A 13,869-nucleotide genomic window follows, 5' to 3' on the forward strand; every position below is an offset into this window, starting at 1 on the left:
CAATGACTTACGGAGTGAGTCATTGATTTGGGCGCCCCGCGCGGGGCGCGTTGATGGACTTTTTGCGAGTCCATCAAGGTTCAAAGTTTCAGGTAAAAACCTTGAGATCAGGACTTCGGTCCACGTGTCTCCGCATCGCCGCGTCAGTTCTTCCCCCCCGGCCGTCTCGGGAAAATAACGGAGGGAATCCGGAAGACTATAGGGGAGAGGGCAAAGGGTTGTCAATTTACTGAAATTTCTTACGGGAAATTCCGGTCTATCCGCTGCCCATGCAACCGCAGTCGGAAGCTGCTGCTCCACCCTTCGGGGGCCTTATCTTCCCCCACCAACCCCTGGCTGAAGATGCCAGGGGACGGATCGATATGGCGATCAGGACGGCGGCCGCGAGGTACTGGATCCGGACCGGAACGAGTTCGGCGGCCTGGCCGACAGCGGCCCGGGCGGAGATACCGGAAAGGGTGTAGATAAAATCGAGTACGAGCCCCGCTACGATGCTCACCGCGGCAATGGAGGCCAGATAGATACCCACCGCCCTCCTGCCAAGCAGGCCCGTCAGGACCGAGAGGGAGGCGATATTGGTTGCCGGACCCACAAGCAGGAATACCAGGGCGGCGCCCGGGCTGACACCCTTGAGAATAAGGGCCGCGGCGATGGGAGTCGAGGCAGTGGCGCATAAGTAAAGGGGAACCCCCACGGCCAGCATGATGAGCATGGATCCCAGCCCGCCGCCCACTGTGGAGGCAATAAGCTGGTCGGGCACAAGGGAGGTAACGATACCGGCTAGGATAAGCCCCGCCGCGAACCAGCCGGCAAGGTCTCCCCAGAGCTCGCCAAAGGCATATTTCATCCCGCCGGCAACCTTTTCGGAAAGGAGGTGGTGGTTGGCATGGTCCACAGGGTCGCAGCCGTCACCGTCACAGCATCCGTCAACGGCGCAGCTGTTGTCCGCAGTTCTGTCCCGCACCGTTTCCGGAACACCGAAAAAACTTACCGCCAGGCCGGCGAGGGTGGCGGTGATGAAAGCCACGACAGGCCTCGCCACGGTCATGACCGGGTCGAGAAGGGCCCACGACACGGCAATGGAATCCACACCGGATTCGGGTGTCGATATGAGGAAGGCAGTCGTCGCGCCCTTGCTCGCCCCCTGCCTGCGCAAAGAAGCCGCGGCGGGAATAACTCCGCACGAACAGAGGGGAATGGGGATACCCATGAGGGAGGCCTTCAATACGGGCATGACCCGCCCTTCACCCAGGTTCCTGACCACGTAATCGGTGGACAGGAACATCCGTAAAAAACCCGCGACCAGAATCCCGAAAAGGATGTAGGGGGAAGCGTCCAGCAGCAGGGCCCAGGTTTCGGAAAGGATGGAAATGATTAGATCTATGGGTTTAAACATGATGATTATCTCCGTTGAACGGTCCTTCGTGGTCCTTTACCTGCTCTCCTCAGATCAAAACGCAAAGTGCGAAGCGCGAAGAGGGGCCTTTAGCTTCAAGATTTTTCTCCCGCTCCCCCATGCTCCCCCTCTCCCCCTCGTGAGCGAAGCGAGCATGCTCTACCCTTCCCTCACATGCTCCAGCGCCACACCCATCAGCTGCCTCACGTGGTGGTCGTTGAGGCGGTAGTAAAGGATCGTCCCCTCTCTCCTGCTGGTCACAAGGTCCAGGTGCCGCAGGTTTCTGAGCTGGTGACTGGTGGCGGATTCGGATAGCCACAGCGTGGCCGCCAGGTCGCATACGCACAACTCCTGGCTGCCAAGGGCCCAGAGGATCCGCAACCTGGTGGGATCCCCCATGGCTTTGAAGATCCGGGAAACCCGGGCGATCTCCAGGGGATCCAGGGAACCTCCCCTGGCCCTGTTGATCCTTTCCGGATGGATGACTCTCGCTTCACAAAGATCGACGTTTCCGCCCATCTGACAGCTCCTTTTCTGACCGCCCATTATATGAGTATATGTTCATATATAGCAAGGCTGGCAGGATGTCAAGGGGGAGGTCCGGGCAAAACAGGGAAGAGGGAGGAGGGCAAGAATCTACCCGGGATATTGTTTTTCTTCTCCCTTCTCTCTTCTCCCTTCTCTCTTCTCCCTCAAGAGTTGTTAGCTGTTTCGCGTAACTTTCAGGCGAAACATTTCGTATGGAAAATTGTCAAATGGCGTTCTACAATTTAAGAAATACTGTTTGGGGGGTGCCGTTATGAAGGGGAGAGTTCCTGCCGAGCTGATCATTTCCCTCCTGGTGGCCGTCATGGTCACCGTTCTTGCCGGCTACGTCCTTGCCAGCAGCGGGTTTTCCGCCTTCCTCTACATCCCAGGGATCCGCGGCGAAGCTTCCGATCCCGCGCACAGGAACTGGATCGGGGTCCTCTCCTGCGACTGGGGCAACGTTCCGCCTCCCAGGGGAGACATGGTGCCCGTGGAGGGCAAGGGACCGGCAGGCAAACTTTGTTTCGGTGACTTTTCGGTCCTCAAGCCCCTGGACGACTCGTCCAGGGAAATTTCCAGCTACTGCGACAGGGGTATAACGTTCTCCCACATCCGTGTCGAACTTCCGGGCAAGATCATGGGGAGCTACGACACCCTGGTCCTCAGAAAGGTGAAGATCCTCTCCGTCCGCCCCGCCGGGGTCCTTCCCAACGGCACTAAGACTGAGATCGTGACCCTGGGGTTCAGGCAGATCGAGTACCAATAAACAAATACGGCCTGGGGCCGTATTTGTTTATGGAGCAGGCTTCGCTTGCTTAATTCAAAGGGTAAACAATTTTACCCCGAATTCAGGCTTTTCCACACGTGAAATTCAGCGATCTTTTATTGAGCGTTGAATTTCACGTTCCTGTTCCCTTTTCTTGATATCGTCCCGCTTGTCCAACAGCTTTTTGCCCCGTCCCACTCCCAGTTCCAGCTTGATCAGGCGCCCCTTGAGATAAAGGCGGACGGGCACAAGGGTCAGGCCCTTTTCCATGACTTTACCCTGAAGCCTTTTGATCTCGGTGCTCTTGAGCAGGAGCTTTCGTTCCCTGAGCGGGTTGTGATTCGTGATGTTGCCGTGGGAATAGGGGCTGATGTGGGCCCCCACCAGGTACACCTCTCCATCGCGGATATCGGCGTAGGCCTCCTTGATGTTGGCCTTCCCCTCGCGGATGGCCTTGACCTCGGTCCCCGCAAGGGAGATCCCCGCCTCGATCTTTTCCAGGATCTCGAAGTTGAACCGCGCCTGGCGGTTTTCCACTAGGGTGCGACCCGTTCCCACGGCCCCCCCCCACCAGCGGCACTTCCCGCCTCGCTGCGGAGGCGGTCGAGTATCGGGGCCAGGCTGCCCTTTTTCATGTATGCCTGCCTGAGGTCGAAAAGCCGCCCGCTATCGAGTACAGACGGTTCCCACGGTTCCGGGAACAGCACTTTGGATAGGGGCCTGATGGCTTTCTGATCCTTGACCCTGCACAGGATCTCCGCGGCGCCGCTGAACATGACTCCCTCCAGCATGGCCATCTTTTCAACGACGAGGGGCACCGCCGGTCCTCCAGCCCGTATGAGAGGCTCAACAGCGACTTCACGCAGCCCGTCGTCGGGATCTCCGAGAAGGTCGGCGAGTTCCGGATAGAGTACGGGGTCTTCGAGCTTGGCGATGGCCGAAAGGGCCGCTTCACCGGCAATATTTCCCTGCCGGGCGATCTTGACGAGGGAATCGAAAGCCGGCTCGCCCATGGCGGCAAGAGCGTTGGCCGCCACCCAGGACACTTCACCGGAACTCAGGAGCCCCGCCAGCACGGGAACGCTCTCCGGACGCTTCAACTCCCCCAGGATAGCGATGGCATTGTATCGCATGGCCGTGTCCCCCATCTTATTGGCCCGCTGGTGGAGAATGTCCACCGCCTTGTCACCCATCTGGAAAATAACCAGGTTCCTGGTCATGCAGAAGCTGTCGTCCCCCGTTGCCTTGAGCAGTTCGTCCACCGATTCGGAGCCGATCTCCATGAAAGCGTAGGAGATGAGCCAGCCCAGTTGGTCCTCCGTCTGCATCCGGGCGATGAGAGCCCGGATGGCCCGGGGATCCCTGAATTCGATAAGGGCAGTGACAGCGAACATCCTCACGTTGGCGTCGGGATCATCCAGGGCGCTGATGATGGTCGGCACCGCCTTTCGATCGCCTATCTTGCGAAGGGCCGTAATGGCGTTCTTGCGAACCCCGGCAGCCGGATCGTGGACCTTTTCCATCAGGACCGGGTAGATCTCGGGATGAAGGCGGGCAAGGGCGGTGGTGGCGTAATCCTGGACCTCCAGATCCGGATCCTTGAGGGCCGCCAGAAGCCCTTCGGCGGCAAGCATGTGATGGTAGCCATCCAGCGCCTTGACCACGCTCCGCCGAACCTGGGTATCCCGGTCCCCGAGCGCTTCAAACAGGTCCGGCAGGGTTTCGGGAAGGCGCAGGCGCCCAAGAGCCATGGCGGCTCCACTCCTGATCCTGGGACTTTCAGCCTTCAGCGCGGCCCGCAGGGGGCCCGCGGAACGGGGGCCGAACTTTTCCGCCGCCTGCATGACGAAATCCGACAGGCCCACATCCTCTGTCTCCAGCAACTCGAGGATCCCCTCCAGGGACCTCTCGTCACCCAGATCGCAGAGGGACTGGATCACCTGGATACGGACGTCCCGATCAGGGTCTTTGAGCTGTTTGTAAAGGGGTCCGATGGCATAGGGGTCCCGGGTACTGCCGAGAAGGTAAGCGGCCCGGCCTCGGCAGCTCGGGTCTGGATCTTCCAGGAGATCCACAAGGAACGGCGTCCCTCTCTGCCCCAGTTCCACAAAGATCGACTCGCAGAGCCAGTTGATCTCGGGATCGTCCATCCCCTTGAAAACGGCCATGTAGCCCGGCTGTCCCCACCGTTTGAGGATGTCCACCGCCTCACGGCGCACCTTCATGTCCGGATACCTGAGGAGGTCCACGTTGAAAGCGAGGGCAGCCGGGGTGCCCAGCTTGCGGATCTGGTCCAGGACCTGGATCCGTTCCCCCTCCTCAGCCAGGTAATACCTCCGCTTGAGTATCTCCAGTTCGGACTGCTTCCCGGCCGCCGGGTGTCCAGCCCGGCCCGCACCCCCGGTGGTCCCGCCCACCGTGGCCTTCGCGGCACCGGCATCATCGGACAAAGCCAGGCACATCGCCAGGGCGGCAAGGAACGGTACGATTGCCTTTGTACCGATCTTGATATATCGTTTAATTTTACACATCACCTTCCGCCATAGGAGAGTTTTCCATGAACACATACAGCTGCCCCGTGTGCGACGCTGATCTCATTCTCGATGGCGACGAAGGACCCGGCAGCACCATCTACTGCTCCTATTGTAACAGCACCATCAAGATCTACAGAGCCAAGGGGAGCGACGACCTGAAACTCATGGACGACAACTGATACCATTGTCCGGGCAAAACAGGCAACAAATAGATCCCATGGACCTCCTGAATGACGCGATCCGGATCTCTCGTCTCGCCGGCGCCCTTCTCAAGGATCGGCTCTCCACCGATTTCAACATATCATACAAGGGGGAGGTCGACATCGTCACCGATGTGGACAAGGCCGCCCAGGACCTCATCGAGGGGGAGATCCGCCGCCGCTACCCCGGCCACGGCATCCTCGCCGAGGAGGGTCTGGACCTTGCGGGGAGTTCCGGATACCGATGGATCGTGGATCCCCTGGACGGCACCACCAACTATGCCCACCGTTTTCCCGTTTTTTCGGTATCCATCGCCGTGGCTCACGAGGGGGAAACCGTCTGCGGGGTCGTCTACAACCCCATCTCCGACGAAACATTCAAGGCCGTCCGGGGCAAAGGTGCCAGTCTCAACGCTCTCCCGATCAGCGTTTCCGGGACGGCCACCCTTGACCGCAGCCTCCTGGGTACCGGATTTCCCTATGACATCCGTTACACCGGCGACACAAACCTCCATCATTTCCAGAACTTCGCGGTGCGGACCCAGGGGATCCGCCGATGCGGAAGCGCTGCGCTGGACCTTTGTTTCGTGGCGTGTGGTCGTCTCGACGGGTTCTGGGAGCTGAACCTGAAACCGTGGGACATCGCGGCCGGAGCCCTGATCGTCCGGGAGGCGGGGGGCATTACCACCGATTTTGAGGACAAGGCGCTGGGTCTTGACGGATCAAGGGTCCTGGCTTCCAACAGACGCATCCACGAAGAGATGCTCGAGATTCTCGGGAGCACGCCGGGCCAGGGTCAGGACGGACACTAGGGCACCCGCCCGGACCAGGAGCCTTGCACAGGCCTTTGCCGTGGCCCCGGTCGTGTAGACATCGTCGAAAAGCATCACCCTCTTCCCTTTCACTTTCCCGATCCCCGACCCTGCGGCGAAGGAACGGGCCGCGTTTTCCAGCCTGGCCGAACGGCCCAACCCCACCTGGGGTATGCTCCCGCATTTAACGACAACATTCTCAGCCAGGGCAACACCTAACCGGCGCGCCAGAGGTTTTGCCAGGATCGCGGCGCAGTTAAAACCTCTGGAGAGAAGGACCCGCCTTGAAGCGGGCACCGGCACAACGACATCAGCCACCGGGATCGGCTCCAGGGTGTCGACGCCCCGTTCCAGCGCCTCGGCAAGGGGACCCGCAAGAGCCAGGCTCTTACCGTACTTGAGGCCGCTCAGTGCCCCGGCAACGGCCCCGCGATATAAATAGAGCCCACGGCACCACCGGAAAGGGACGGGCGACACCAGGCAGGACAGGCAGAGGTGAGGCTCCTGACGGACCGGGAACGGTTCCCCGCATCGGATGCAGCAGGAAGCGCCCACCGGTTCAAAGGATCGGAGGCACAGGCCGCAGCAGTGGGGATGGGTATCCTGTGAAAGCTCACCGCAAAGGATACAGACGGGAGGGTAGATGGCATCGAGCAGTGCCCGCGTGGCCTTCTTCAATATCATGGAATGTGATGTGCAAAAGGAAGGCCAACAGGGACAACTCGATGCCCGGGAGGGGGTGCATGGGTGAGGGGGCGACGCGGAGAACAACTGGACGCGGCGACGCGGAGATGGGGAGACGCGGGGAAGAGAACAGCCGCAATGTACAGCCATGTCTCCGTGTCACCGTGTCACCGTGTCTCACCAACCATCGGAGATGGATGGTCAGAACAGGGGAGTGCCTGTCATCTCCGGTGGTTGCTGAATACCCATGATCTTCAAAATTGTGGGAGCCACGTCGGCCAGGCGCCCTTCCCGCAGTTCCGGGTCACCCGGCACATAGTCCGCGCCGACCAGGATCAGCGGAACCCGCCGGGTGGTGTGGGCCGTATGGGGTGTACCATCGGAATCCTGCATCGATTCGGCGTTTCCGTGGTCGGCCGTGATGAGGAGCACCCCCCCTGATTCGAGAACCTTGTCGCTCACCCGGCCGATGCACTCGTCCACCTTTTCGACGGCCTTTACAGCGGCTTCGTACACTCCGGTGTGGCCCACCATGTCGGGATTCGCGTAATTGACCAGAACAAAATCGAAACGGCCCGAGTCCAGCTTTGCCAGGAACTCCACGGTCACCCCTTCAGCACTCATCTCGGGCTTCAGGTCGTAGGTCCGCACCTCTTTGGGTGAAGGCACCAGGCTCCTCTCTTCCCCCGGAAAGACCTTCTCCTCGCCACCGTTGAAAAAGAATGTGACGTGGGCATACTTTTCGGTCTCGGCGATCCTGAACTGGGACAGACCCTGGTTACTGATCACCTCCCCCAGGATGGCTCTCAGGGAGGTCGGCGGAAAAGCCACCGGATAGGGGAAGGTCTCATCGTACTCGGCAAGACAGACGTAGCATGAAAGCGCGGGTAGCCGGCCCCGGTCGAAATGGGCGAATTTTTCGTCGTTAATAGCGTGAGTGATCTCCCGGGCACGGTCCGCCCTGAAGTTCATGAAGATCACCCCGTCTCCGTCCGAGATGTTCCTGGCGGGGGCGTCCCCGTCGGTGATGAATGTAGGCTGGATGAACTCGTCGGTCTCCCCACGCTGGTAGGCAGCCTGGACCGCCTCCTCCCCCGACCGGGCGGTGAGCCCCTTTCCGTGGACGAGGACGTTAAACCCTCTCTCAACCCGTTCCCAGCGGTTGTCACGGTCCATGGGGAAAAAGCGCCCCGCCACGGAAGCGATCCGGCCTCCGGGGATGGTATCGAGATGTTTCTGCATGTCCCGGATGAACCCCAGACCGGAGTTGGGCGGGGTGTCCCGTCCATCCATGAAAGCGTGGACGAAGATGCTCCTGATACCTCGTTCAGAAGCCGCGGACACAAGCGCCTTGATCTGGTCGATGTGGCTGTGCACTCCACCGTCAGACATGAGACCCATGACGTGGAGCCGTCCCGAGGTGGCCTTGATCATCTCGAACGCCTGCAGGAAAGCCTGGGTCCTGGAAAACTCACCCGTCTCGATGGCCTTGTTGATCCGGGTGAAGTCCTGATACACGATCCGGCCGGCCCCAAGGTTCAGGTGACCGACTTCCGAATTGCCGATCTGGTTGTCCGGAAGCCCGACGTCTTCCCCTGCGGCGCCGAGGGTGGTGGCAGGGTAATGGGCCATGAGGAAATCCATGGCCGGCGTCCTGGCATCCGCTATGGCGTCACGCCCCTCGCCTGTGGAGACTCCCCACCCGTCGAGGACCATCAACACAGTCGGGGCTTTTTTATCTGACATAGTGGAACTCCCGCAAAAAACCCCGACATATGTATCGGGGTGTCGGAGTGACGGGGTATCGGAGTACGAGCAATACTTCCTCCCTCAATCCGCTACCCTGTACTGTAACCCATAACCTCACGCTGCGTCTGGACTCGGATGTTTGAGGATTTACACCGTTACCCCGTTACTTCGATACGTTTCCCATCAACTTTTTTCGGGGGAAACAGCAACCGGAGGTTGCCCTACTGCTCGCTTTCATACTGCGGGCTGGCCGCGGGTGTACGGATGATCTCGGTGAGACCGGGGAGTGTGAAACTGTTCCACAGGCCGCACGACTTACATCGCGAGGCCCACCGGTCGACAGTGTGTCCGCAATTGCCGCAGGTGAACCGGGGATTGGAGCCGTCGGAAAGTTCCACGTACCGCCCATACTCCTCCATGGCTTCAGTGTAACGCTCTCTCCTGGCGCTGATCTCTCCGAGGAGGGCATGGAGCAGCGGAGACTCGTAGCCGGTTGATTCCACCTTCTTGAGCGCCATGTACCCTTCGTCCACCATCTCGAGCCGCAGGCAGATCTTGCCGTAGAACAGGTTGAGGAAGATATCCGACGGGGACTGGTCCAGCAAAGACCGGAACGTTTCGATGAGCTTGCGGGGGTTTTCCTGCCCGAGGAGCTTCTCTTCCATGACCTGGAGGAACACGGGGTTCTGGTGACGGCGATACCCTTCCACCAGAACGTTGATCCCGTCGTCCACGCGGCCAGCCCGGATGCGGGCATCTCCCAGGGTCACCGTGGCGGCGACGAATTCGGGGGCCTCCTTGAGGATCTCCCTCAGGGCCTTGACCGCCTTGTCCGTCTCCCCCTTCTCCAGCAGTTCGGCCGCCCACTGGTACCGGAGCCCCAGAAGGCGTTCCTGGGAGCCTGAGTCCTTCCCGGCGGCCTTCATCAGCTTGCGCTGACTTTCCACGGCGCCCTCCCACTGGGCCTGATGCTCCTGGATATCCCTTAACGCCGTCAGTGCGGTCCTGTTGGATTCGTCCCTCCTGATGATCTTCCGAAGAACGTCAGCCGCTTCAGACAACTGCCCTGTGGTCATGTAATCGTCCACAAGAAGGAGAAGGACCCTGAGGTTGTTGGGATGGGCCTCAAGGGCCCTTTCGTGAAGGAGGAGGGCCTTTTTCACCTCGCCCAGCTCAAGGTAGACCATACCGAGCCGGAAAAAAGGCATAAGGTACTCGGAGTCTTTGCCGACGGCCTCCTCAAGGAGCTTGACCGCCTCCTGCATCTTGCCCGAAAGGTGGGCATCGACGCCGCGGTTATAAAGCTCCTCTGCCTTCGTGCGTTTTCTGCGCTGTATCCCCACCTGGATCTGACCGTATGTTTTCCGTACCCCCCTGATGGCGAAAAGAAGGAGTATGATGAGCGATCCAAACCCCATGGAAATAAGGACCACGCCGACCACCGGCAGTTCCATCGCTTTTCCGTGCCAGAGGTTTACCGTCACGACCCCCTGGTTGTAGAAAGCAAAATAGGAAAACGCGATAACGACCGCCAGTAAGAGGATGGTCCCGATCCGGCTCACTTTATCTCACCTCTCTTTTCCAGGTCTTCTTTGCACTGGGCACAGTACAGGGCGTTCGGCCTCACATCAAGCCGTCCTTCAGGGATATCTTCGCCGCACATCTCGCATATCCCGTAGTTGCCGTTCTTGATCCGGTAAATGGCACCGTCGACCTCCCTGATGCGGTGGTTGATCTTTTCGGTACGCGCCAGGGAGGTATCGGCAGCATAGCTCGAATCGGCCATGTCCACCGAGTCCATGGCGCCGGGCCGTTCCTTGTTCATCTCCCCGTTGGTCACCTTGTAGAGCTCCGCAACGAGATCGAGCCTCATTTCGAGGAGCTTCTTTTTGAACTTCTCCAGTTTTTTCGCGTCCATGAACGGTTTCCCTTGATAACGGATTTCACAGGAAATCCGTTATTTGTGGTAAGGCTCTCCCCTGATGATGGTCATCGCCCGGTAGAGCTGCTCCATCAAAAGGAGCCTCGCCATCTGATGAGGAAGGGTCAGGGCTGAAAGCGACAGGACCAATCCGGAATCTTCGACTGCGCCCGACGCCAGTCCGTGGGGGCCACCGATGATGAAGCTGGCCAGGTCCTGACCGGTGACCATGGCATTTTCCAGCCAACCGGCCAGCTTCTCCGAAGACATGGCCCGGCCGGTCCGGTCCAGGGCCACCCTCGCGGATGCCTTCATGTGGTCCTTCCTCAGCTTTGAATAAGCCTCCTCCAGATCCCGCGGGTTGCCCGACCGCTCCTTGGCGGCTTCGATGACCCTGATCGGGAGGTAATGCCGGATACGTCCAGCATACTCATCGACACCGTCTTTGTAGAAAGGCTCCCGGATCTTTCCAATCCCGAGGACCTGGAGCTTCAAGGTGTTTCTTTGTCCCCGGGATCATCCAGATCCAGCCTGGGGGCGTCGATCCAGAGCCTTTCTATATCATAATACTCGCGGACCGGCTCAAGGAAAACGTGAACCACGACCTCGCCGTAGTCCAGGAGTACCCATTTTCCATCCCGGAGCCCCTCTTCCCCCATGGCCCTTATCCCGACAGCCTTGAAAGCCTCCACAACGTTTTCCGCCACGGCCTGTACGTGGCGGTTTGAAGTGCCGGTGAGGATCACGAAAAATTCCGCTACCGAGGAGAGCTCCCTGAGATCCAGAACGAGTGGATCGAGAGCTTTCTTGTCCAGTGCCGCCCCAGCGGCCAAACGGGCCATATCAATAGAATTCAAACCGTTGTCATCCCTTTGTTAATCGCCTAAGTCCGGGTGGGACTTCGGCTCAACGGAAACCGAAAAGCGGGGTTTCCGGTTTCCTCACGGATCGAAGACCTGTGGTCCATCTTCGATCCGGGCGCCTCTCACAGGCGCGATGGTTATTGATCCGGGCGCCCCGCGCGGGACGCGTTGACTGCTTCCATGCAAGGCTGTCAATTTCATTTCTCCGATACTATCCTGGGGCCGTCGTTTCCGGCCTGTAGATGCCGTTTAACTGGATATACTGGAAAACAGGCCCGGGGACAAGGTTTGCGATCTCTTCGCCCCTGGCGGCCATCTCCCTGATCCGGCTGGACGAGAGATCCACCGGTGTGACCTCCAGGGCACGAAGAGTGCCCCCGGCATCGTGGATGAAGACACCCTCCTTTCCCGGTGTGTAGCGGTGCCGGGCCTTATCGGGAAGGGGGCCTGTCAGATCAACGTCGAACCCGGGCCTGGTCAGGACCACAAGGTGGACCCGGGCCAGGACGTCCGCAGGCCGATACCAGGTGGAGATCTCGGCGAAAGCATCGGCACCGAGGGCCAGCCAGGGGATCGCGCTCCCATGCCTGGCGCTGATCTCTTCTACCGTGTCAAGGGTGTAGGAAAGCCCCCTCCTCCGGATCTCCATGTCGGAGGAAACAAGCCGTGGATCCTGCTGAACCGCGAGGCAGAGCATCTCGTATCGCTGGCCGGCTGTGGCCGAGGTCGCTGACCGGTGGGGAGGATTAGCCGACGCCATCATGAAAACCCTGTCCAGGTCGAAAGCTTCGGCAAACTCCCCCGCCACGGTTATGTGACCGTTGTGGACGGGATCGAAAGTGCCGCCGAAGATCCCGATTTTTTTCACCCTAACAATCCTTTTGCGGAAAAAACTCGGGATCTGCAGACGCGGTGACGCGGAGATGGGATGACGCGGAGAATAACTGGACACGGCGACGAGGAGATGGAGAGACGCGGGGAAGAGAACAGCCGCAATGTACAGCCTTTTCTCCGTGTCCCCGTGTCCCCGTGTCCCAGTGTCATGCAATACCGGGTCATTCTCTCAGGTGCCCTTCGCCGAGGACCATCCACTTCTCCGTGGTCAGTTCCTCCAGTCCCATGGGCCCCCGGGCGTGGAGCTTGTCGGTAGAGATCCCGATCTCGGCTCCCAGGCCGAACACGAACCCGTCGTGCAGCCTGGACGAGGCGTTCACCATGACCGCGGCCGAATCCACCTCCCTGAGGAACCGCTGGGCGTTCCCATGGTCGCGGGTGACGATGACGTCGGTGTGGGCAGAGCTGTAGCGGGCGATGTGGTCCATGGCCTCGTCAAGGGTGTCCACCACCCTTACCGAGAGGATCTTGTCCAGGTATTCGGCTCCCCAGTCCTCCTCAGCAGCCTCTTTCGCCCAGGCAGCCGCCTCCAGGGTCCGGGGACATCCGCGGATCTCGACACCTTCGCTGCGGAACCGGTCCAGTAAACCGCTGAGGAACTCGCCCGCCATGTCCTGGTGGACCAGCATGGTCTCCATGGCGTTGCAGGTCCCGGGCCTGTCCAGCTTGGCGTTCAGGCAGATCTCGGCAGCCATCCGGGGATCGGCGCCGCTATCCACATAGGTGTGGCACACGCCGTCGAGATGCTTGATAACGGGGATGGTGGAGTTTTCCATGATCATGCGGATGAGCCCCTTGCCGCCGCGGGGGATAATCAGGTCCACGTAATCATCCAGTGTCAGGAGCGCGCGGACCGCCTCCCTGTCCGTGGTAGGTACTGCCTGAACGACCCCGGAGGGAAGTCCGGCTTCAGCCACGCACTCGCTGAAAAGTTGAGCGAGCGCGTGATTGGAGTTGACCGCCTCCGACCCCCCCCTCAGGATGCAGGCGTTGCCGGACTTGAGGCATAAAGCTGCAGCGTCGATCGTCACGTTGGGGCGGGACTCGTAGATGATCCCGATGACCCCGATGGGAGCCCGTACACGGCCAACCCGGAAACCGCTGGGACGGGTCCACATACCCGTTACCGTCCCCACCGGGTCCGGCAGGGCGACGATCTCCTCGACCGCCACGGCCATCGCTTCGATGCGTTCTCCGGTCAGCTCGAGACGGTCGAGCATGGCGCTGGTAAGTCCCGCCTTTTCCCCCGCCTCGAGGTCCTTGCGGTTCTCCTCCTGAAGGTGGCCTGCCGAACCCCTGATCTTTTCGGCGATCAGAGTCAGCGCCCGGTTCTTGTCGGCAGGCTTGGCTCCGGCAAGGATGCGGGCTGCGGTTCGAGCGTTACGACCCATTTCGGTCATGAGTTTGTTGATGTCCATGTATTCACCTTAATTTCAAAATTCAAATTTGATAGAGTCGCAAAAAGTCCAATCCGGGACTTTTCGCTCCACGGAAAGGGAAAAGCGTCGTTTTCCCTTTCCTT

The 13,869-nt window shown here is 59.9% G+C and carries 15 protein-coding genes; 3 read left to right on the plus strand and 12 right to left on the minus strand.

The features are described from left to right. Positions 1–256: 256 nt before the first annotated feature. Together P1S46_08340 and P1S46_08345 are read right to left on the minus strand one after the other, a co-directional pair. A complete protein-coding gene (locus tag P1S46_08340; GenBank protein ID MDF1536492.1) occupies positions 257–1,396 on the minus strand; it encodes an SO_0444 family Cu/Zn efflux transporter in 1,140 nt (379 codons plus the stop codon). A 159-nt stretch (positions 1,397–1,555) separates the two neighbouring features. Next, a complete protein-coding gene (locus P1S46_08345; GenBank protein MDF1536493.1) occupies positions 1,556–1,915 on the minus strand; it encodes a metalloregulator ArsR/SmtB family transcription factor in 360 nt (119 codons plus the stop codon). A gap of 280 nt (positions 1,916–2,195) precedes the next feature. Between P1S46_08345 and P1S46_08350 the strand changes: the two genes are divergently transcribed. After that, complete coding sequence (locus P1S46_08350) at positions 2,196–2,690, plus strand: type VI secretion system tube protein Hcp (protein ID MDF1536494.1); 495 nt, start codon at positions 2,196–2,198, stop codon at positions 2,688–2,690. Between the two features lie 105 nt (positions 2,691–2,795). Here P1S46_08350 and smpB read toward each other — a convergent pair whose 3' ends face one another. Both smpB and P1S46_08360 read right to left on the minus strand, forming a co-directional pair. Then, positions 2,796–3,227 carry an SsrA-binding protein SmpB gene (gene smpB, locus P1S46_08355; protein ID MDF1536495.1) on the minus strand — a complete coding sequence of 144 codons (432 nt, stop codon included), beginning with the start codon at positions 3,225–3,227 and terminating at the stop codon, positions 2,796–2,798. Next, positions 3,227–5,221: a HEAT repeat domain-containing protein gene (locus P1S46_08360; GenBank protein ID MDF1536496.1), complete on the minus strand. Its 1,995-nt coding sequence runs from the start codon at positions 5,219–5,221 to the stop codon at positions 3,227–3,229. Before P1S46_08360 ends, smpB begins: the two co-directional genes overlap by 1 nt. 26 nt (positions 5,222–5,247) lie before the next feature. Here P1S46_08360 and P1S46_08365 point away from each other — a divergent pair, with 26 nt between their 5' ends. Together P1S46_08365 and P1S46_08370 are read left to right on the plus strand one after the other, a co-directional pair. Then, positions 5,248–5,403 (plus strand): hypothetical protein, encoded by a 156-nt coding sequence (locus tag P1S46_08365; protein ID MDF1536497.1) that lies wholly within the window; start codon positions 5,248–5,250, stop codon positions 5,401–5,403. A 38-nt stretch (positions 5,404–5,441) separates the two neighbouring features. Beyond that, complete coding sequence (locus P1S46_08370) at positions 5,442–6,236, plus strand: inositol monophosphatase family protein (GenBank protein ID MDF1536498.1); 795 nt, start codon at positions 5,442–5,444, stop codon at positions 6,234–6,236. Here the strand turns inward: P1S46_08370 and P1S46_08375 are convergent. The 8 genes from P1S46_08375 to P1S46_08410 all read right to left on the minus strand — a co-directional run bounded on the left by P1S46_08375 (position 6,147) and on the right by P1S46_08410 (position 13,765). Continuing rightward, positions 6,147–6,920, minus strand: coding sequence for a double zinc ribbon domain-containing protein (locus tag P1S46_08375; protein ID MDF1536499.1), 774 nt, complete (start codon positions 6,918–6,920; stop codon positions 6,147–6,149). The two genes, P1S46_08370 and P1S46_08375, sit on opposite strands and share 90 nt — an antisense overlap. A 201-nt stretch (positions 6,921–7,121) precedes the next feature. After that, positions 7,122–8,666: a 2,3-bisphosphoglycerate-independent phosphoglycerate mutase gene (gene gpmI / locus P1S46_08380; GenBank protein MDF1536500.1), complete on the minus strand. Its 1,545-nt coding sequence runs from the start codon at positions 8,664–8,666 to the stop codon at positions 7,122–7,124. Between the two features lie 224 nt (positions 8,667–8,890). Beyond that, positions 8,891–10,231: a lipopolysaccharide assembly protein LapA domain-containing protein gene (locus P1S46_08385; GenBank protein MDF1536501.1), complete on the minus strand. Its 1,341-nt coding sequence runs from the start codon at positions 10,229–10,231 to the stop codon at positions 8,891–8,893. Then, positions 10,228–10,587 carry a TraR/DksA C4-type zinc finger protein gene (locus tag P1S46_08390; GenBank protein ID MDF1536502.1) on the minus strand — a complete coding sequence of 120 codons (360 nt, stop codon included), beginning with the start codon at positions 10,585–10,587 and terminating at the stop codon, positions 10,228–10,230. The genes P1S46_08385 and P1S46_08390 overlap by 4 nt, the downstream gene beginning before the upstream one ends. 39 nt (positions 10,588–10,626) lie before the next feature. Further along, positions 10,627–11,085 (minus strand): 23S rRNA (pseudouridine(1915)-N(3))-methyltransferase RlmH, encoded by a 459-nt coding sequence (locus tag P1S46_08395; GenBank protein MDF1536503.1) that lies wholly within the window; start codon positions 11,083–11,085, stop codon positions 10,627–10,629. Beyond that, the gene (gene rsfS, locus P1S46_08400; protein MDF1536504.1) at positions 11,082–11,447 is read right to left on the minus strand and encodes a ribosome silencing factor; all 366 of its coding nucleotides are present in this window, start codon (positions 11,445–11,447) and stop codon (positions 11,082–11,084) included. The genes P1S46_08395 and rsfS overlap by 4 nt, the downstream gene beginning before the upstream one ends. Before the next feature lie 217 nt (positions 11,448–11,664). Then, positions 11,665–12,321, minus strand: coding sequence for a nicotinate-nucleotide adenylyltransferase (gene nadD / locus P1S46_08405; protein MDF1536505.1), 657 nt, complete (start codon positions 12,319–12,321; stop codon positions 11,665–11,667). A 187-nt stretch (positions 12,322–12,508) separates the two neighbouring features. After that, positions 12,509–13,765, minus strand: a complete 1,257-nt coding sequence (locus P1S46_08410; protein MDF1536506.1) for a glutamate-5-semialdehyde dehydrogenase — start codon at positions 13,763–13,765, stop codon at positions 12,509–12,511. Positions 13,766–13,869: the final 104 nt, after the last annotated feature.

The sequence above is a fragment of the bacterium genome, from assembly GCA_029210545.1.
Lineage (GTDB): Bacteria > BMS3Abin14 > BMS3Abin14 > BMS3Abin14 > BMS3Abin14 > JARGFV01.

Excerpts from the sequence above, each read along its gene's own strand:
- P1S46_08340 (MDF1536492.1), bottom strand. The coding sequence starts at position 1,396 with ATGTTTAAACCCATAGATCTAATCATTTCCATCCTTTCCGAAACCTGG.
- P1S46_08345 (MDF1536493.1), bottom strand. The coding sequence starts at position 1,915 with ATGGGCGGAAACGTCGATCTTTGTGAAGCGAGAGTCATCCATCCGGAA.
- P1S46_08350 (MDF1536494.1), top strand. The coding sequence starts at position 2,196 with ATGAAGGGGAGAGTTCCTGCCGAGCTGATCATTTCCCTCCTGGTGGCC.
- P1S46_08360 (MDF1536496.1), bottom strand. The coding sequence starts at position 5,221 with ATGTGTAAAATTAAACGATATATCAAGATCGGTACAAAGGCAATCGTA.
- P1S46_08365 (MDF1536497.1), top strand. The coding sequence starts at position 5,248 with ATGAACACATACAGCTGCCCCGTGTGCGACGCTGATCTCATTCTCGAT.
- P1S46_08370 (MDF1536498.1), top strand. The coding sequence starts at position 5,442 with ATGGACCTCCTGAATGACGCGATCCGGATCTCTCGTCTCGCCGGCGCC.
- P1S46_08375 (MDF1536499.1), bottom strand. The coding sequence starts at position 6,920 with ATGATATTGAAGAAGGCCACGCGGGCACTGCTCGATGCCATCTACCCT.
- gpmI (MDF1536500.1), bottom strand. The coding sequence starts at position 8,666 with ATGTCAGATAAAAAAGCCCCGACTGTGTTGATGGTCCTCGACGGGTGG.
- P1S46_08390 (MDF1536502.1), bottom strand. The coding sequence starts at position 10,587 with ATGGACGCGAAAAAACTGGAGAAGTTCAAAAAGAAGCTCCTCGAAATG.
- P1S46_08410 (MDF1536506.1), bottom strand. The coding sequence starts at position 13,765 with ATGGACATCAACAAACTCATGACCGAAATGGGTCGTAACGCTCGAACC.